General features: G+C 70.3%; 20 protein-coding genes and 1 tRNA gene. 11 read left to right on the top strand and 10 right to left on the bottom strand.

Annotated elements, in window-relative coordinates; all coding sequences use genetic code 11:
• Positions 1–45: 45 nt before the first annotated feature.
• A complete protein-coding gene (locus DLJ59_RS02850; protein WP_208648532.1) occupies positions 46–1,101 on the top strand; it encodes an alpha/beta hydrolase in 1,056 nt (351 codons plus the stop codon).
• Positions 1,102–1,150: 49 nt separating this feature from the next.
• On the opposite strand, the gene DLJ59_RS02855 is transcribed toward DLJ59_RS02850, so the two are convergent.
• Positions 1,151–1,846, bottom strand: coding sequence for a hypothetical protein (locus DLJ59_RS02855; protein WP_124770957.1), 696 nt, complete (start codon positions 1,844–1,846; stop codon positions 1,151–1,153).
• A 160-nt stretch (positions 1,847–2,006) separates the two neighbouring features.
• Between DLJ59_RS02855 and DLJ59_RS02860 the strand changes: the two genes are divergently transcribed.
• Positions 2,007–2,079, top strand: a tRNA-Arg gene (locus DLJ59_RS02860).
• Positions 2,080–2,162: 83 nt separating this feature from the next.
• Here the strand turns inward: DLJ59_RS02860 and DLJ59_RS37175 are convergent.
• Complete coding sequence (locus tag DLJ59_RS37175) at positions 2,163–2,681, bottom strand: tyrosine-type recombinase/integrase (RefSeq protein ID WP_341869565.1); 519 nt, start codon at positions 2,679–2,681, stop codon at positions 2,163–2,165.
• Between DLJ59_RS37175 and DLJ59_RS37180 the strand changes: the two genes are divergently transcribed.
• On the top strand, positions 2,566–2,850 hold the full coding sequence (locus DLJ59_RS37180; RefSeq protein WP_244235803.1) for a hypothetical protein: 285 nt from the start codon (positions 2,566–2,568) through the stop codon (positions 2,848–2,850). The two genes, DLJ59_RS37175 and DLJ59_RS37180, sit on opposite strands and share 116 nt — an antisense overlap.
• Before the next feature lie 81 nt (positions 2,851–2,931).
• Here DLJ59_RS37180 and DLJ59_RS02870 read toward each other — a convergent pair whose 3' ends face one another.
• Positions 2,932–3,219 carry a DUF7660 family protein gene (locus tag DLJ59_RS02870; RefSeq protein ID WP_124770959.1) on the bottom strand — a complete coding sequence of 96 codons (288 nt, stop codon included), beginning with the start codon at positions 3,217–3,219 and terminating at the stop codon, positions 2,932–2,934.
• A gap of 451 nt (positions 3,220–3,670) precedes the next feature.
• Between DLJ59_RS02870 and DLJ59_RS02875 the strand changes: the two genes are divergently transcribed.
• The 4 genes from DLJ59_RS02875 to DLJ59_RS02890 all read left to right on the top strand — a co-directional run bounded on the left by DLJ59_RS02875 (position 3,671) and on the right by DLJ59_RS02890 (position 6,876).
• The gene (locus DLJ59_RS02875; protein ID WP_124770960.1) at positions 3,671–4,015 is read left to right on the top strand and encodes a bleomycin resistance protein; all 345 of its coding nucleotides are present in this window, start codon (positions 3,671–3,673) and stop codon (positions 4,013–4,015) included.
• Between the two features lie 40 nt (positions 4,016–4,055).
• Positions 4,056–4,295: a VOC family protein gene (locus tag DLJ59_RS02880; RefSeq protein WP_124770961.1), complete on the top strand. Its 240-nt coding sequence runs from the start codon at positions 4,056–4,058 to the stop codon at positions 4,293–4,295.
• Between the two features lie 1,040 nt (positions 4,296–5,335).
• Positions 5,336–5,833 carry a SigE family RNA polymerase sigma factor gene (locus DLJ59_RS02885; protein ID WP_124770962.1) on the top strand — a complete coding sequence of 166 codons (498 nt, stop codon included), beginning with the start codon at positions 5,336–5,338 and terminating at the stop codon, positions 5,831–5,833.
• Positions 5,833–6,876 (top strand): hypothetical protein, encoded by a 1,044-nt coding sequence (locus DLJ59_RS02890; RefSeq protein ID WP_124770963.1) that lies wholly within the window; start codon positions 5,833–5,835, stop codon positions 6,874–6,876. The genes DLJ59_RS02885 and DLJ59_RS02890 overlap by 1 nt, the downstream gene beginning before the upstream one ends.
• An 8-nt stretch (positions 6,877–6,884) precedes the next feature.
• Here DLJ59_RS02890 and DLJ59_RS02895 read toward each other — a convergent pair whose 3' ends face one another.
• Together DLJ59_RS02895 and DLJ59_RS02900 are read right to left on the bottom strand one after the other, a co-directional pair.
• Complete coding sequence (locus DLJ59_RS02895; protein ID WP_124770964.1) at positions 6,885–7,319, bottom strand: VOC family protein; 435 nt, start codon at positions 7,317–7,319, stop codon at positions 6,885–6,887.
• A gap of 30 nt (positions 7,320–7,349) precedes the next feature.
• Positions 7,350–8,351 carry a hypothetical protein gene (locus tag DLJ59_RS02900; RefSeq protein ID WP_124770965.1) on the bottom strand — a complete coding sequence of 334 codons (1,002 nt, stop codon included), beginning with the start codon at positions 8,349–8,351 and terminating at the stop codon, positions 7,350–7,352.
• 226 nt (positions 8,352–8,577) lie between these two features.
• Between DLJ59_RS02900 and DLJ59_RS02905 the strand changes: the two genes are divergently transcribed.
• The 4 genes from DLJ59_RS02905 (at position 8,578) to DLJ59_RS02920 (ending at position 12,435) form a co-directional block, all read left to right on the top strand.
• Complete coding sequence (locus tag DLJ59_RS02905; protein ID WP_124770966.1) at positions 8,578–9,756, top strand: sensor histidine kinase; 1,179 nt, start codon at positions 8,578–8,580, stop codon at positions 9,754–9,756.
• A complete protein-coding gene (locus DLJ59_RS02910) occupies positions 9,746–10,954 on the top strand; it encodes a hypothetical protein (RefSeq protein WP_208648530.1) in 1,209 nt (402 codons plus the stop codon). Before DLJ59_RS02905 ends, DLJ59_RS02910 begins: the two co-directional genes overlap by 11 nt.
• Positions 10,927–11,640 carry a response regulator transcription factor gene (locus DLJ59_RS02915; RefSeq protein WP_124770967.1) on the top strand — a complete coding sequence of 238 codons (714 nt, stop codon included), beginning with the start codon at positions 10,927–10,929 and terminating at the stop codon, positions 11,638–11,640. The genes DLJ59_RS02910 and DLJ59_RS02915 overlap by 28 nt, the downstream gene beginning before the upstream one ends.
• Positions 11,641–11,712: 72 nt before the next feature.
• The gene (locus DLJ59_RS02920; protein WP_124770968.1) at positions 11,713–12,435 is read left to right on the top strand and encodes a hypothetical protein; all 723 of its coding nucleotides are present in this window, start codon (positions 11,713–11,715) and stop codon (positions 12,433–12,435) included.
• Here the strand turns inward: DLJ59_RS02920 and DLJ59_RS02925 are convergent.
• From DLJ59_RS02925 to DLJ59_RS02945, 5 genes are all read right to left on the bottom strand, one after another.
• Positions 12,317–13,297 (bottom strand): GlxA family transcriptional regulator, encoded by a 981-nt coding sequence (locus DLJ59_RS02925; RefSeq protein ID WP_124770969.1) that lies wholly within the window; start codon positions 13,295–13,297, stop codon positions 12,317–12,319. The genes DLJ59_RS02920 and DLJ59_RS02925 overlap by 119 nt on opposite strands.
• A 4-nt stretch (positions 13,298–13,301) precedes the next feature.
• On the bottom strand, positions 13,302–13,910 hold the full coding sequence (locus DLJ59_RS02930; protein WP_208648531.1) for an isochorismatase family protein: 609 nt from the start codon (positions 13,908–13,910) through the stop codon (positions 13,302–13,304).
• Between the two features lie 80 nt (positions 13,911–13,990).
• Positions 13,991–14,743, bottom strand: coding sequence for a lysophospholipid acyltransferase family protein (locus DLJ59_RS02935; protein ID WP_124770970.1), 753 nt, complete (start codon positions 14,741–14,743; stop codon positions 13,991–13,993).
• A gap of 95 nt (positions 14,744–14,838) precedes the next feature.
• The gene (locus tag DLJ59_RS02940; protein WP_124770971.1) at positions 14,839–16,899 is read right to left on the bottom strand and encodes an amylo-alpha-1,6-glucosidase; all 2,061 of its coding nucleotides are present in this window, start codon (positions 16,897–16,899) and stop codon (positions 14,839–14,841) included.
• Positions 16,899–17,270, bottom strand: coding sequence for an SCP2 sterol-binding domain-containing protein (locus DLJ59_RS02945; protein WP_124770972.1), 372 nt, complete (start codon positions 17,268–17,270; stop codon positions 16,899–16,901). The genes DLJ59_RS02940 and DLJ59_RS02945 overlap by 1 nt, the downstream gene beginning before the upstream one ends.
• Positions 17,271–17,380 lie beyond the last annotated feature (110 nt).

Genomic DNA, 17,380 nt, shown 5'->3' on the forward strand with positions numbered 1-17,380 from the left:
GGCGCGGGGTGCCGCTGGGTAGGTTGGCGGCGTAGCGTCGCGTTCGTGGAACCGGACGTGTTGGGGCCGCCGTACGAGCGGCAGACGATCGACCTGGGCACCGACGACGAAGGCCCAGTTGTCGCGACCCTGGTCCGGCGGCGGGCCGAACGCCCCACCGGGCGCGCAGTGCTCTACGTACACGGCTTCGTCGACTACTTCTTCCAGACCCACCTGGCCGACTTCTTCGCCGAGCGGGGCTGGGATTTCTACGCGCTCGACCTGCGCAAATACGGTCGCAGTCTGCTCCCGGGCCAGACCCCGAACTTCTGCCACGACATCAGCGACTACTTCCCCGAGCTGGACGCCGCCGCCGAGATCATCCGCAGGGACGACGGGCACGAGACCCTGCTGGCGATGGGTCACTCCACCGGCGGTCTGATCATCTCGCTCTGGGCGGACTCCCGCCGCGACACCGGCACCATCGATGGCCTGGTGCTGAACAGCCCCTTCTTCGACCTGAACGCCCCCTGGGCGGTGCGTCGACCCCTCGCGGCCGCCGCGTCCCGGCTGGGCCGCAGGGCGCCGCACCGCATCCTGCCGTTCGGGCTGGGCACGGTGTACGGCGAGAGCATCCACTCCGACCACCGCGGCGAGTGGACCTACGACCTGGCGTGGAAGCCGCTGGCCGGGTTCCCGGTCCGGGCCGGTTGGCTGAACGCGATCCGCACCGGGCAACGCCGACTCCGTGCCGGGTTGGACATCCAGGTGCCGGTGCTGCTGGCCTGCTCAACCCGGTCCTTCCGGGGCACCAAGTGGCACGACAACGCGACACTGGCCGACGCCGTACTGGACGTCGAGCACATGGTCCGCTACGCGCCCCGCCTCGGTCGCCACGTCACACTGGCCCGCTTCGACGGCGGGATGCACGACCTCACACTCTCCGGCCCCGCCGTACGGAAGAAGGTCTTCGACGAGGTGGGCCGCTGGGCCGAGGCGTTCCTCGCCGCCGGCCCCACCGCCCCCGCCGACGCGGACACCGCCGACGCCGCGCGAGCCGACGCAAACACGGCCAACACGCGGACACCCGACGCGGCGGAGGCGGCGACGCCCGGCGGCTGACCAGGCCGAGCGACGTCACGGCCCAGACGTCACCCAACGGCCTCGCCGCTCAGACGTCGCCCGGTGTCGCCGGGAGGACGGCACGGATCCGGTCGAAGGTCACCACCGGGTGCGCGCCGACGCCGGGCAGGACCAGGCCCAGGCAGTACGGGGAGACCTCACCGGTGACGCCAGCCTGAACGATGAAGACCGGCGCGCCGACGTACCCCCGCGGCAGCTCCGTGGTGATCAGCACGGCGTCCCCGTCGCGGACCACCCGCTCGATCGCGACCTCCAGCGGCCGCGACCCGTCTTCGCGTACCCCATGGGCCAGCACGAAAGCGGAACCGGCGTCGGCGCCGAGGCGGGCGACCACCTCGGGCCCGGCGGCGATCCCCGCCGGCACCGGCTGGACGCGCCACCGCCAGCCGCCGTCACCGGCGTACCGGTGCAGGCCAGCGGTCGGCAACACCGCCACCCCGTCGCCCCCGAAGCGGGCCCAACCAGGCACGATCCCGGCCTCGGAAATGACCACCGGGGCCACCCCCGCCGGCTCGGTGACGCTCGACCGCAGGCCCAACTCGCCCCCAGAAGCGCCCACCAGGTCGGCTGCCGTCAACAGCGACTCCCCCACCGGGTCGTCGCCGTCCTGAAAGAAAAAGGCGGTACCGAAACCGGCCGATGACCGGTACGGCAGGATGGCGCGACCGACGACCTGGCACAGCTCGTAGGCGACGTCGCTCTCGGCGTCGGAATCCAGCAACACCAGCCAAAGGTACGGTCCGAGGCCGGGCCGGTCCGCGGTAACCCGGATGCCCGCTCCGAGGCGGACATGAGACTCTGCTCGGCAACGTGGACGCGGGCACCCTTTTCGCCGTCGGGCAGTGGGACGGCGGTACCCTCTGGGCGCGACATCCACGCCACACGCGCCCGTAGCTCAGCGGATAGAGCAGGGGACTTCTAATCCCAAGGCCGCAGGTTCGAATCCTGCCGGGCGCACCCACCTCACCGCAGGTCAGCGGCTTTCCGCTCTCGGTCGAGACGATCACCATGGCCTGCGTACAGCCATTCGTACAGCCAAGTCAGCCGAAGAGGTGCTTCGCGGCCTCGTCCACGGCGGCCCGCTCGATCTCGGGCAGGACGTGGGCGTAGGGGTTCATCGTCAGCCCGATCTGGCTGTGCCCGAGCACCTTCAGCACCGTCCGGGGCGAGGCACCGGAGACGAGCAGGAACGTCGCGAAGGCGTGCCGCAGGTCGTGCAGTCGCAGCCAGTCGTCCGCCGGGACCGCTCCGTCTTGGGCGCCACGAGCTGCAACCGGCCATCGGCCCGCTGGACGCTGTGCCGAACAGTCAGGGTGCCGCGTCGAGGTCGCCGAAGGAGCCCTCCGGGACCAAGCCGTCGACGTACTGCGAAAGTGGGCCGACATACTGCCCTCACCGGTCAAGCCTGAGTTCTGACCAGACACAGAGCTGGAAAGGACAGCCATGGAATCAGATGCCAACCTGACGTGGGTCATGACAGTGGAGTACGCCGGAGTATCGCCGGCTTGGTGCGAGGGTGACGGTGACACGAATGACTCGCGTGTGAACCCGATCGCCATCTCCAAACTTGGAGATCGTGCGACCACCTTGAGCGTGGTCATCGCGGCCGTCACCGAACAAGAGGCCCACGAGATCGGACTCGTCGGCCTCGGACGTTGGGCCGAGCGAATCGGCCTCAGCACGCACAACCCGACCGTGGTAGCACTGTTTGCCAGGGACATCACATAGTTGGATGCGTTGGCTAGTCCCACCTGATGCTTGACGGATCCGTCCCAGGTGTTGCTTGACGGTTGGTCTAGGTTTCTGGGTCTATTCGTAGCCGGTGGCTCCGAGGAGGGTCTGGGCGAGCTCTTCCCAGGTCGGTTGGTCCGGCATTGGCTGGCCCCGGTTGGCGTAGTACTGCGGAGTTGCATCGAGGACCCTGGAGAGAGCGTCAAGGAAGCTCTCCAGGGTGTAGTTTTCCCAGGCGTCCGGGTTGGCTTGCAGGTCGGCCAGCATCTGGTCGACGACTCGGGCCACGCCCCCGGCTGAGTCGATGTTGTCGAAATAGGTGTCTGGGACGTCGGCGAACCGGCCGGTGTCGTAGGGGCCTCTCATGTCATCATGGTGCCCCCGGTAGCTGGATCGATCTTCCGGGGTCCCAAAAGCTTCCAGGTTGTGGATAGGCAGTTGTTTCGTACGCCGGATGTTCCGGGGTCCGTCGTTGCAGGCGACGATCAGCGCAGATGGTTGTGTCCCATGACGGGACACATAGTTGGACGCGTTGACTGCCGGATTCCCCGCTGAGGAATCAAGGCGGCCCGCAAGCGGGCCGCGCCGGCCGCGCTCGGCCTGCTGGCGGCGCAAGCGCCGGCATCGGCCGACGCGCTGGCCGATAAGAGCCTCTGCCTCGGGCGGGGGCCAGACGACTCCGAGATGGAGTTGCCGAACGGTTCCGATTCGTGGGTGGTGGGATGCCATCCCGCCAGCCACCGACCCAGGCAGAGCCGAGCAGACCAGTTCCAGGGCAGGGCGGCGGTCATGGCAGGCAAGCACTGATACTAGGCCGATGGATGAACATCTCGCACCGGTTCTTCGGGTCGCCGATGCCGATGCCTCTGTCCGCTGGTACGAGAGGCTTGGCTTCGTCAAGCAGTGGGAACACCGGTTCGCGCCTGACCTGCCGCTTTACGTGGGAATCGCCCGAGGAGGCATGCACCTGCACCTGTCCGAGCACGCAGGTGATGCCCGCCCCGGCACATTGGTCTACCTCTACGTCGGTGACGTTGATGCGTTGGCCGCCGCCTGTGGCATCGGGGAGGTCCATGACATGGAGTGGGGGCGCGACTTCGTGGTGACCGACCCGGACGGCAACAGGTTGCGCGTCGGCACACCGAAGACGGCAGTGCCTTAAGCATGTCGGGAAGCGGCGGGGCCGACAGGCGGACCCTGAGGTGGCCTCCACCCGCGATGACCACGGGCTCGACCCCGTACCCCAGGGCCAGCGGGCCGCGGTGATCCTCTGGACCGACGACACTGCCGGCGCGTACGCCGAACTCACGGCGAGCGGCGCCCCCGCCTTGGCCGCACCGCACCGGTGGCTCGATCGCCTGCTGATCGCCTGGACGGCCGATCCGGACGGCAACCCGATCCAGATCGTCCAGCGACTGGAAGGCGTGCCGGGCGGGCGTTGAAGCGCCCCGCCGACTCCATCCGAGGCGGCGGGGCACTGTGAACAGCGACTCCTCGTCAGCAGGGATCAATGTAGTAAACGGGCGCCCATGAGAAGTTCGCATTGCGACTGGATGCGGGTGTCGAGTAGTGGTACAAACCCTGAGTGGCAGTCAAGAAACGTGCCCTCGTACCGGTGGTCTGAGCGTTCTTCCACGACCCAGCCCACGACCAGGGAATCGATATCAGCTGCGAGCAACTATCCTCGTATCGCATATCCCCGTAGTAGTTTTGCGCACTGTAGGCACAGAAGTAGAGATACCAACAGTCGGCCATAGTGCCGATGGGCTGGTCGAGTCCACGCGCGGACTTTTCGCCAGGCAGAGTGAGGAGCAGAGCGCCTCCACTCTCGTACTCAATCCTGTTTGCTGCGACCTGCCTCCCGCCGGCCTGAGCCAGGTAGGCGTTCACCCGTCCCTGAAGTTCCTCGGCCTCGCCGAGAGTAAGCCCAGCATCCCGAGCCTCCGCGGTGAAGTTTCGGCTCGCGGCACCGGTTTCCCCGGTCGCTGCGCTGACCGCTCCGGCTGGTGTCAGCAGGGCGGTGAGCGCGAGCACGAGGGCCGCGACGGCCGCCAATAACCTTTGATAGCGCATAGAGCGTTCCTGCTTTCGACAGCACGACGCCTCCCCGATGTGCGTCGTGTTCGAGTCCGATAATGACGCGCCATCGGAAGCTGACACAGCCCACTGTCCAAGAATTTACAGTCTTCCATGCACTGTTGTCTGTGCCGATATTTTTTTGCCGTCTACTTCCGTCCAAGCCGGGCCCGCGAAGAACTGGCCGGATGCCTGCACCGAAGAATGCTGGTTGTTCCGCCGCATGATCTTTGTGCGACACAGTCGAGAGGGATGTCGACCTGAGCCGGTCACCGCTTGCGCCGAAGGTCCGATGCCCGCCGGGGACGCCCGTTGAGGCAGGCTTGACACCTCCACAGCCGGCCTGCTGCGCAAGAAGTGCCCGGCAGGTGTCTACGGGTCGGCTGGTCCGCGGCGTTAATAGGGCGTGACGTTCGAGGAGTACGCGTTCGCTCGCACTTCGGCGCTGGTGCGGCTCGCCCGGTTGCTGACCGCTGACGAGCACCGGGCCGAGGACCTGGTTCAGGATGTCCTGGCCCAGGCGTACGCCCGGTGGGGGCGCATCGCGCGGACGGATCGTCCCGACGCGTACGTCCGTCGGATGCTGGTCAACGCCCACAAGTCCTGGTGGCGTCGACGCAGCAGCCGGGAGATCGTCGTCGCCGCCGTACTCGATGAGGCGGGCACCGTGGACGAGGCGGCCGGGGTCGCCGAGCGCGACGCGCTGTGGCGGTTGGTCTGTGCCCTGCCGGAGCGTCAACGCACCGTGATCGTCCTGCGCTACTACGAGGATCTTGACGACGCGTCGATCGCCGAGATCGTCGACTGTTCGCTGGGGACGGTTCGCACCCACGCGAAACGGGCCTTGGCTGCGCTGCGCCAACGGCAGGAAGCCGCAAACCCCGCACCGGCAGGAGACTTCTGATGTTCAGCGATCTCGATGAGCAGCTCGCCAGCACGCTGAGGCATCGTGCGGGCGGCGACATTGACCCGACACCGATCGTGACGCGGGCCCGTGCTCGCGGTCGCCGGCTTGCACTGCGTCGGCGAGGGCTGATCGCCGGGGGTGTGGCGGCCGCGTGTGTCGCTCTCACTTCGGTGGTGCTGGCGATCCCGGGCATTCGGGGCACCGATGACCGGGTCGTGCCGGCCACGGCGCTCCTGCTGCCGCAGGCACAGAGCGGTGCGCCCGTACGCCCCGGGGAGGTCGGTGCGGATCCCGCGACCGTGCACTTCTCGACCGACCCCCTGGTGAGCGATGCCGAGTACGCAACGTGGCGCTCCGGGCGCGGCATCGAGAGCGTCGAGTTTCGGGGCCCGAGCGGCGGGTCCCGTTTCGCGCTGGCCCGTACCGAGGTGTTGTTGAACGAACTCCAGCAGACGTTGTCGTCGGCGGGACGTCCGCAGCCACGGTCGGACGTACGGGTCGGTGACCGACCGGGGGTCGCCTGGTTCGACAGGTCCGGTGACCGGCAGTTGTGGTTCGTTCGCTGGCAGCCCGCTGCTGGGCTCTGGGCCCAACTGGACACGTACGCGACCAGTCGGGACGAGGCGGCGGGCACGGCCAGCCGGGTCCGGTTCGATGGCGCGCACCGCTGTGTCGTCCCGTTCCGCCTGGGGTCACTGCCACCCGGCGGACGGCTGCTCGAATGCTCGGTCACGTTCGGCCGGTCGGCGCCGGGTTCGTTCATCGAGGGCGCACTGGTGGTCGGTGACGACTCCGGTCGGTGGCTGACGGTTCGGGCGCAGGTCGCCCCGAACGGCAGCGAGGCCCGGCGCGGGGATCTCGTCGCCGGCCCTTACCGCGCTCGCCGACAGGGCAGCGACGTGCTGGAGATGGTCGTCATGCCCTGCGTCGTCGAGGCGTTCCGCAAGGGTTGGGGGGACGGCTACACCGAGGCGGAGGGCTTGGCGATTCTCGGCGGGTACCAGCCGGCCGCCGACCTCGACCGCCCGGACACCTGGTGACTGTGTGCTCAGGCTGAGGCCGCCGCCAGGCAGAACTCGTTGCCCTCCGGGTCGGCCATCACCACGTGGTCCTGGCCGAACTCCGACAGCACCCGTCCGCCGGCCCGCACCAGCCGCTCGGCCTCAGCCTTGATCCGGGTCCACCGCTCGGCGGGGCTGCCGTGGCCGGGCACCCGGATGTCGATGTGGAGTCGGTTCTTCGCCGTCTTGGGCTCGGGCACGTTGAGGATCGAGAGGTACGGGCCGACGCCGTCCGGGTCGCACAGCCACGCGCCGTGCTCGGGGAGGTCGTCCTCCGGCAGGTCGAACTGCGCGTGCCACTCCTCGCGGGTGGTGAAGGGCGGTGGCGGCGGTTCGTCGATGTAGCCCAGGGCCGTCTTCCAGAATGCGGCGAGCACCTGCGCGTCGGTGGAGTCGAGGGTCAGGGAGATTCGAGCTGCCATGGCGGGGACGGTATCGCGTACCTCCGACGGTCAGACGGGCCCGAGCAGTGCGGCCAGCGCGTCGTCACCCTGGCCGAGGTGGGCTGCACCGATCGGTGGCGTGACCAGGAATCGTTGGCAGCCGTCGAGTTCCACGTACCAGTCGGGGCGTTCCCCGTCGAGCGGTCGCAGCACCGCGAAGCGGGTCGCCGGGGTGGCACAGTCGACCACCGCCCGGCGGTTGTTCAGCGCCCGGAGCACACCCGCCTGGCGCTCGGTTGGCAGTGGCCCGCCGTACACGAAATCGCCGGCCGGCTTTTCGCCCTCCTGGAGCGACTCGGGCACCTGGTAGACGCAGAGGCGCAGCGGCCCGGCGGCCGGCCGGGCGACCGGCCCCGCCGGCCCGGGGCGACGGCTCCGGGTCTCCACCCACACCATGTCGGTCCATTGCTGCGCGCATCCGGCGGCCTCGGCCGCCGCGGAGTCGACCTGCTGGATGGCGCGGGTGCCCGCAGTGGTCCACTGCGGCCCGGCCAGCGCGGCGATCACCTCGGCGCGCGGCTTGCCGCAGGCGTCGGTCGGGAGTTGGGGTCGCAGCCAACGCCCCCGGTCGTCGAGCAGGGCCAGCCACGGCGGGATGACCATGTCGAGGGTGCAGGCGACGTTCTTCCCGCCGGCCCGCTCGCTGGGTAGGCCCAGCGCGGTGAGCAGCGGCGCGATCTCCTCGGTGCGCCGCTCGGTGGCGATCTGCTCGTGGCCGCCCTGGCGGCCCGGCCGAGTCGCCCGCCCGCAGAGCACGGCCGCGACCGGGGTGAACGTGGGGTCGATCCGACCGGTCGTCGGCTCTTTCCCGGCTGGTGGTGACGTCTGCGTGCGCGGCGCCATGATCATCTCGCCGGCTCGGGGGGCATCCTTGGCGCAGGAGGTCCACCCGTCGACGATCTGAGCCAGGGCGGGTTCGTCAGCCCCGCCCGGCCCGCTCTCCGTGCCACCGCAGCCGCTCAGCGCCATGCCGAGCAGTGCCACCGCCAGTACCGTCCGGGACGAGCGCATCCGGCTCACCATCCTTCCGCCCGAGGATGAGACGGACGACAGGCGTGCCCGGTTCCACCGGCCGGTCGAGGAACCTGGTGGGATCTCCAGCCGGCAGGGCACAGAGTGACACATTAGCGACAGTCCGTACACTAGTGGCTATCTGATGTCGTCCGACATGCTATTGTCCGATGTCGATCTACACGTGTGGACCCGGACCGGGTCGTTGTCGGAAGGACACTTCCCGATGCCGGCCGTTGCCACTCCAGCCGTGCCGCCGCCCACCTTGGACAATCCGGCCGGCGGAGCCCTGGGCCTCATCTTCACCACGTTGCCGGCGTTACTGCGACTGACCTGCGGGCTGTTCGGCGCGGCGGTGGCCGTGTCCGTGCAGACCCCGCCGGTCGAGCAGGCGGTGTTGCTGCCCGCTGTGGGCGTGCTGACCGGCTGGTCCCTCTGGTACGCACACCGCGCGTTGCGCCACGGCATCGGCCCCGCCCTCGTCGCCGGTGACGTGGCGGTCACCGCGCTGGCCTGCCTCCTCATTCCGGTGCTGGTGGCGCCCGAGGTGCTGCCCGGCGAGGGCAGTTGGATCGCCGTGCTGGCCAGCACCACGGTGATCAACGCACAGGCCACCGCCCCGGCACGCTGGTCGATCCCGGCCGGGCTGCTCGTGATCGCCACCTACGTGACCGGAACGCAGGCGGCCGGCAACCCCACCGAAGCGCGGGCGCACGCGGCCACGCTGCTGGCGCAGACCGCCTGCACGGCGATGATGGCGACGGTCATGCGCCGACGCATCGGCCGGGCGGACCGCGCCTTCGTCGAGCACCAGCGGCTGACCCGTGAGGCGTTGGTCGCGCGTGCCGCCCGCGAGGCCGAACGCCAACAGAATCGCGATCTGCACGACACAGTGCTCGGGACGCTGACCATGGTGGGGCTGGACGCGGTGGCGGGGCCCTCGACCGTCTTCCGGGACCGGTGCGCCGCCGACCTGCGGAGCCTCGTCGCGCTCACCGACGCCAACCCGGTGGCCGGCGACGGCCCGGTGCCGCTCGACGGGCGGTTGCGGTCGGTGGTCGGCCGGCTGCCCGAGCTGGCGGTACGGCTGGACCTGACATCCTGCGCCGTCCCCGTCGGGGTGGCCGACGCGATCGGCGAGAGCGCCTACGCGGCGCTGTCCAACGTGGTCCGCCACGCGCCGGGCGCCGCGGCCACGCTGCGGCTGGCCCGGGACGCGATCGGCGTCGTGGTCGAGGTCGCCGACGACGGCCCCGGTTTCGACCTGACCACCGTCCCACCCCACCGGTACGGGTTGCGCGAGTCGATCCGAGGCCGGATGGCCACGGTCGGTGGGCGCGCCGACGTGCACTCGGTGGTCGGGGCGGGCACCCGGATTCGACTGGAGTGGCCCGGTGTCGGCTGACCTGAACGCCCCGGCGCACCTCACCGACGCTCCGGAGGCACCGACCCGGGCCAGCGTTCCGACGCCCCGGGAGCCGGTCTCCCCCGAGGCGCTCGCCGCGCCGGCCGCCGTCGCGCACGCGTCCGACCGGGGCGCCCGGATCGCCGCCGTGGTCATCGCGCTGGCCTGGCACGTCGCGATCGCGCTGCCGGCGGTGCTGGCCGCCCGCGCGGAGTTCGCCGCGCCAGCGGTGGTCCTCGGTGCCTGGATCCTGGTCGCTGTGACCGGCGCGGTGGCCGGCGTACGGCTGCTGCAGGGCTCGCCGCTGCCGCCGTGGCCGCTGGCCGTGCTGCTAGTCGTCGTCGACGCGGCCGTCTTCGCCGCGGCCGGCGAGCGGCAGTTGTTCACCGCCGCCAACTGGGTGTGGGGCACCCTCGGCTGGTTCTTCGTGTTGGCGGTGTGGGGTCAGCGCGTCATGGGGCTGATCGCCCTCCTGAGCACGCACGCGGTGATCGCACTGGTCGCCGTGCTGGGGCACGGCGCCGAACCGGCCGACGTGGCCCGCTACGTGATGTACGTCTACGGCACGTTCTCGCTGCCGGTGGCGGTCTTCGTGGGCAGCACCGTCATCGTCGGCCTGGCTCGGGAACGGGCCGCCGTCTCGGCCGCCGGTCACGCGATGGCCGCGGAGCGGGATGCCGCCGAGCGTGGCCGCCAGGAACGCCGGGACCGGCTCGCGCTGGTCAGCTCGGCGGCCGGGCGGGTCCTCGGCGACCTGGCCACTGGCCAGGCCGACCCGGGCGACCCGGAGGTGCAGCGCCGGTGCATGCTGGCCGCCGCCCGGCTGCGTCGACTGATCGCCGAGTCCGACGATGTGCCCGACCCGTTGCTGCACGAGTTGCGCGCCGCCGCCGACCTGGCGGAACGCAGCGGCCTACCGATCGACCTGGTCACCATCGGCACCCCGCCGCCGCTGCCGGTGGAGGTCCGCCGCCGGTTGGCCGACCCGCTCACCGGCACCCTCGCCGACGCCCGGGGGTGGGCGCGGCTGACAGTCGTCTCCGGCCCGGACGAGGTGGTGGTCAGCCTGGTCACGCCGGACCGGGAGGGGCCGGAGGCGACCGGCCCACCACCCGGGGAGCACGACGACGGGCCGGTGCAGTACCTCTACGAACGGGACGGGAACATCAGATGGGCGCAGACCCGATGGCGGCGGTGAGCGGCGATCGGCCGATCGGGGTGGCGATCGTCGACGACCATCCGGTGGTCGTCGAGGGGGTCCGCGCCTGGCTCGCCACCGAGCCGCGCCTCACGGTGCTCGCCACCGGCGACGACCCGGACGAGGTGCTGCGGGCAGCCCCGGAAGCCGACGTCGTCCTGCTCGACCTGCGGCTGCACGGGCGGATGGCGTTGGACAAGTTGGCCGAGCTGAGCGCCACCGGGCGGCGGGTGGTGGTCTATTCGGAGCACACCGACCCGCAGACGATGCTGGCCGCGCTGGACGCCGGGGCGGTGGCGTTCCTGGCCAAGCACGAGGGCCGGGAACACTGCGTGGAGACGGTGCTGGCCGCCGCGAGCGATCGCCCGTACGTGCCGCCGACGCTGGCCGGTGCGATGGTCGGCGACCCACGACCGGACCGACCGATGCTGTCCGACAAGGAGCGTGAGGCGCTGCTGCTCTGGTTCCAGTCGATGTCCAAGGCGTCGGTGGCGCGGCGGATGCAGATCAGCGAGCACACCGTGAAGCAGTACGTCGACCGTGCGCGGATCAAGTACACCCGGGCGGGGCGGCCAGCCGCCACAAAGGCGGCACTACTCGCCCGTGCGATCGAGGACGGTCTCGTCCGCCCGGAGGAGATCGGCATCTACCGGTCACAGGCGACACACGACCGGCCGACCCCCTAACAGGCGTCATGACAGGGGCGCTCCCGTCCGCCAGGCTTCAGTTCACAGCCAGCTGACCGGAAGGTCGTGACGATGCACTCCGACGCGTCCCCCTTCTTCATCGGTCCCCACCGGTTCGACGCCCCGGACGACGACGTGGGCCCGACCCTGGACCGCCGCTACAACCTGCGACCGAGGCCCGGTGAGCGGGTGCTCGGGCGACACCGGTTGCTGGTCGCGGGATACCTGCTCGGGCCGAGCGAGGTACGACGCCGTTGGGAGCTGCCCGAGCCGGTCGAGGTGACAGTCACCGATCAGCGGATCTGCTGGGTGGGCAGCGGCTCGCAGCTGTCGTTGGTCGCCGACGGCACGCACCGCGCCCGGCCGCCCGCCCGGCTCAACGGCCTGATGAGCGGGCAGATCCGCTGGCAGTGGCCGTCCCGGTTGGAGCTGCCGGCGACCGAGCAGGCCGCACCGCTGCAACTGCTGATCGTCTGCGACGCGCTGCGCACCATTCAGCAGCCGGCGTTGGCCCTCAGCGGAGCGGCCGCCGAGGTGGTGGCGCTGGCCCGGCAGGTCCGCCGGGCGGTGGCCATGTTCCGGCTCACCCGTCCACAACTGGTCGACCTCTCGGCTCAGGAGCGCGACGTGCTGTTGCTGCGGGCCGGCCCTGGTCTGCTCGCCGGCGACACCCGGATCACGCTGCCCGGCTCGTTGCCGGTGGAGTTCTACTCCCGGGACGACTACTACCGCTCAAGACCGGAGCCGACGTCGTGGGGCGGGCTCGCAGACGGCGCAGCATCCGGGCATCGGTGAAACCGACGGCCCGCGCTGCGGCTTCCACTGTGGTGCCGTGCCCGATCAGGTGTTCGGCCCGTTCCACCCGGAGCAGCTGCTGATAGCCGAGCGGGGTGAGGCCGGTGCTCGCCCGGAACAGCCGGGTCAGCGTCCGCTCGGCCACGCCTCCGGCGGCGGCCAGCTCGGCCAGTGGCAGGGGCTCGGCGTACCGGCTGTCGATCAGATCCTGCACCCGGTGCACCGAGTCGGACAGGTGTGAGCGATGCCGCATCAGGGCGCTGGCCTGCGGCTCGTGCCCGTTGCGGCGGGCGTAGACGACAAGCGTGCGGGCGATCTTCGCGGCGGTCGCCGGGCCGTGCCGGGTCGCCACCAGGTGCAGCGCCACGTCGATGCCACTGGCGATGCCCGCCGAGGTGACCACCCGGTCGTCCACCACGTACAGCACGTCGCGGACGACCTGGGCCGCCGGGTGCCGGCGGGCCAGGTCGTCCTGCACCTCATGGTGGGTGGTGCACCGGCGGCCGTCGAGCAGCCCGGCCCGCCCGAGCGCGTACGCCCCGGCGCAGATGCTGGCCACCGTGCCGCCGGCCGCGTGGTGCTCGGCGAGCCGCCGCAGGTCGCGGGGAGACACCGGCCCCTGCGGCCCGTGCGCCGCCGGCCGCCAACCGGGCACGATCACCAGGTCGTCCGGGGTCAGTTCGGGCCACCGGGTGTCGGCGACCAGCGGTACGCCCTGGACGGTGGGCACCTGCCCGCGCTCCGCGACGTAGTGCAGGCGGTAGTCGTACCCGAGGTCGGCGGCGCTGGAGAAGACCTGGGCCGGCCCGGCGAGGTCCAGCAGGTGCAGCTGTGGGACCAACAGGAAGACGACCCGGGTCACGACGTCATCCCCCGCTGCCGACGAGGGTCGCGCCGGTCAACTCGTCCACGGTCCGAATGGTCGCGAAGCGGCCAGCCAGCGCGTACTCGGTGCGGGTCACGATCTCCTCGTTGGTCAGGGTGCGCGGGTCGGCGAGGATCTCCGCGACCGTGGCCGTCTCCGGCAGGTCCCGGTGTGGGATGGGGAAGGTCAGCGTGGCGTCGGTGACGAAGGTCATCCGGTAGCCGAGGTCAGCGCCGACCCGGGTGGTGGTCTCCACGCACTGTTCGGTCCGGATGCCGCAGACGGTGATGTCGGTGATGCCCGCCTGGGTGAGCAACTGCTGAAGGTTCGTGGTGGTGAACGCGTTGTGCGCCGTCTTGACCAGGGTCGGCTCACCCTCGGCGGGGACCAGCCCGTCGATCAGCCGCACGTACCCGAGGGTGGGGTCGAACAACCCGCCCGTGCCGGGTTCCGAGTGCAGGACCCAGACCACCAGGTCGCCGCGCTGCCGGGCGGCAGCCACCAGCCGGTCGACCTGGCGGATCACGTCGGGGTTGGAGCCGTACGCCCAAATCGGGCGTTGGCGAAAGGACTCTTGCACGTCGATCACGACGAGTGCTGCTTTGTTCATGACATCGATCCTGGCCGGACGGCGTTCGCGCCGGCAGACACCATCCTGCCTGGGTGCGGAACGATCCGGCCAGGTCGACGTCAGACGCTGGGGGTGCGCTGTTCGGCGGCTGCGTCCAGGGCAGCGGCTTCCTCCGGGGTGGGCGCGCTGCCGCCCAGGTGCGCGGGCAGCCACCAGGTGTCGTCCGGGCCGGCCGGGGTGTCCGGATAATCCCGCTGAGCCTGGTCGACGAGGGCGCTGAGCCGGGTGGTCAGCTCGGCGGCCAGCACGTTCGGGTCCGGGAAGTCCGCCGGGTTGATCGGCTCACCGATCAGGATGGTGATCGGCGTGTGCCGGCGGGTCAGGGTGCGTGGGCGACCCTTGGTCCAGAGGCGCTGGGTGCCCCACAACGCGACCGGCAGCACCGGCACCTTCGCCGAGCGGGCCATTCGGACCGTGCCGCTCTTGAGCTCCTTGACGGTGAACGACCGGCTGATCGTCGCCTCGGGAAAGACGCCGACGACCTCGCCCTGCTTCAGCGCGGTCACGGCGGCGCGGAACGAGGCCGCGCCGGCCTGCCGGTCCACCGGAATGTGCCGCATGCCGCGCATCAGCGGGCCGGAGATCTTGTGCGTGAAGACCGACTCCTTGGCCATGAACCGAACCAGCCGACCCGACGCGTTCGCGCCCAGACCGGCGAAGATGAAGTCGAGGTAGCTCACGTGGTTGCTGGCCAGCACCGCCCCACCAGTTCGGGGTACGTGATGGGCGCCCTCGATAGTGATCTTCAGGTCGAGGACCCGGAACAGCGTCTTGGCGGTGGCGATAACGGGCGGGTACACGAGCTCCGGCATTCGCAGAATCTACCCTGACCGGCTGGAGATCGGCTGGGTGGAGAACCGGCGGCGACACGGGCGGCGCGCCGCCGCCGGTTCGGCGGTCGAGTCGATCAGTCGGTGAGGGCGTCCATGTCCAGTCGACCCCGGGCGAACGCGTCCACCCGGCCCCAACGACCTGGGATGTCCAGCACCTCGATGCGGCCCATCCCCATCGGCAGCCGTGGCTCGACCGCCAGGTGACCCTCGTGCGGTTCCAGACCGAGCATGGTGCGCAGCAGCAACAGTGGCGCACCCGTCGACCAGGCCTGCGGGCTACACGCCGTCGGGTACTCCACCGGGAACTTGGTCAACTCCCGGGGGTAGCCGCCGAACGCCTCCGGCAAGCGGCCATTGAAGTACGTGGCCGCGTCCAGGATGCCGTTGGCGATGGTCGCGGCCTCCTCGGCGAAGCCGTAGCGACGCAGACCCCAGGCGATGAACGAGTTGTCGAACGGCCAGATCGTGCCGTTGTGGTAGCCGATGGGGTTGTACCGTGCCTCCCCCTCGGCGAGCGTCCGCACCCCCCAGCCGGAGAAGAGCCGCGGCCCGACCAGGTGCGCGGCCAGCTTCTCCGCCCGCTCGGGTTCGACGATCCCGCTCCACAGCAGGTGACCGATGTTGGAGCTGAGGATGTCGCACTGGCGGCCGTCCGGGTCCAGGGCCAGGGCGAAGTACTCACCGTCGGCCACCCACCAGTCCCTGTTGAACCGCTCCTTCAGCTCTGCCGCCTCCCGCTCCAACTGGTCGCCGAACTCCGGGTCACCCCAGAACTCGCGAGCCAACCGGGCCGCGCGGACCTTCGCGTCGTACGCGTACCCCTGCACCTCGCAGGTGGCGCGTGGGAACGGCGGCAGCGTGCCGTCGGAGTAGGAGATCGAGTCCCAGGAGTCCTTCCAGCACTGGTTCTCCAGGCCGGTGTCGGTGTTGCGGCGCTCGTACCAGATGTAGCCGTTGCCGACCAGGTCGGCGTAGTTGTCGATCCACCTCAGCGCCGCCCGGGACTCCTGCTCCAATTCCTTGACCAGCTCGACGTCCCCGCTCCACCGCTCGTACTCGTCGAGCAGCACGATGAACAGCGGCGTCGCGTCCACCGAGCCGTAGTACGGCGAGTGTGGCTGCTCCTCGAAGGCCGCGGTTTCGCCGTAGCGCATCTCGTGCAGGATGCGCCCCGGGTCCTCGTCCCGGAAGTCGTCGAACCGGCTGCCCTGCAGGGACGCCAGGATGCGCAGCGTCGTCTTCGACAACGCCGGCGTGAATGGCAGCGTCTGCAGACAGGTGAGGATGCTGTCCCGGCCGAACATGGTCATGAACCAGGGCAGGCCGGCAGCCGGCAGGGTGGCGCCGCCCAGCGACAGCGGCGAGAAGCGCAACGCCGCCAGGTCGATCAGGCTGCGCCGGTAGGTGCTTGCCACCCGGCCGTGCTCACTGTTGACCTTGGGAGCGTCGGCGATCCACTGCTCCAGGTCATGCTGGAGAGCGAGCCGTTCGTTGCCGTGCTTGCGCAGCCCGAAACGCAGGTCCCGGCCGCCGGGGCCGACCGCGTGGGTCTCGACGCCGATCGAGGTTTGCCACTGCTCGTTGGGCTCCAGGTGGATGGTGTACGCGAAGCCCTTGCTGTCGTACCGGGCCGACATCGACGACGAGATCAGCGTCTCCCGGCGGAAGTTCCCCCGTCGGTACCCGAGCCGCAGCCGGTCCGACTCCACCTCGGTGTAGATCTCGCCCTTCTTGTTCAGGATCTCGTCCTTGACCTGGAACAGGTCGGCGAAGTCCGACGCCGCCTCCATCCGGACTTCCAGGTCGACCGGCTTCTCGTCGTGGTTGAGGATGGTCAACTGCTCACAGAAGCTGCCGCCCACCGCACGTTCCCGGATGATCGAGAGCTTCGCGTCCACGTAGTGCGTGGCCATCCCGGGGACCAGGAAGAACCGCGACTCGAAGTACTGCAGGTCGTCGAAGGAGAGCGAGTTGAGTCGCTCACCGTTGACGGTCAGCACCCAGGTCGACAGGAACCGGGTGTCGATGGAGAAGAGCCCGGTGGGCTCGCTCGGCGTCGCCTCGATGTCACCGGTGTCCTCGCAGACGACGAACGTGTTGCCGTCCAGGATCCGGATCGTGTTGCTCTGCCCCATCAGTGCACCTCCGCGGCGAAACGCCGACGCGGCCCACGGGCGTCCGGGGCACCCGGGAAGATCCGCTCCACCTGTACGACCAGACGAGCGTCGCCCAACACCGTCATGTCGCCCCGCAGCAGCGCGGCCAGGCCGTGCTCGCGCCCCGAGGCGATGTCGTCGAAGAGGGCCGGGCTCGCGCCGATCACGGTGTCGGCCTCCTGGTCCTCCTGACTGACATTCAGCCGGCCGCGATCGATCCTCAGCAGCCAGTGCCGGGTCTGCGCCCCCTCGTGCAGGTCGATCCGCAGCGTCCCGGAGGTCTTGGCCAGCAGGGGTTCGTACCCCCGCCGGTCCAGATCCTCGAAGAACCTCGTGGTCGCGTCCACCATCGGGTCCACTCCTCCCAGTTGCCGGGCCGGGGATCCCACCCACCGCGCTCGCGTCGCGCGGACGGCCGGCGTTGCACGTCCCCGCACGGGTCCCCGCCGCCCCCCCTGGC

It is taken from the genome of Micromonospora inaquosa, assembly GCF_003857055.1.
Taxonomy (GTDB): Bacteria; Actinomycetota; Actinomycetes; order Mycobacteriales; family Micromonosporaceae; genus Micromonospora; species Micromonospora inaquosa.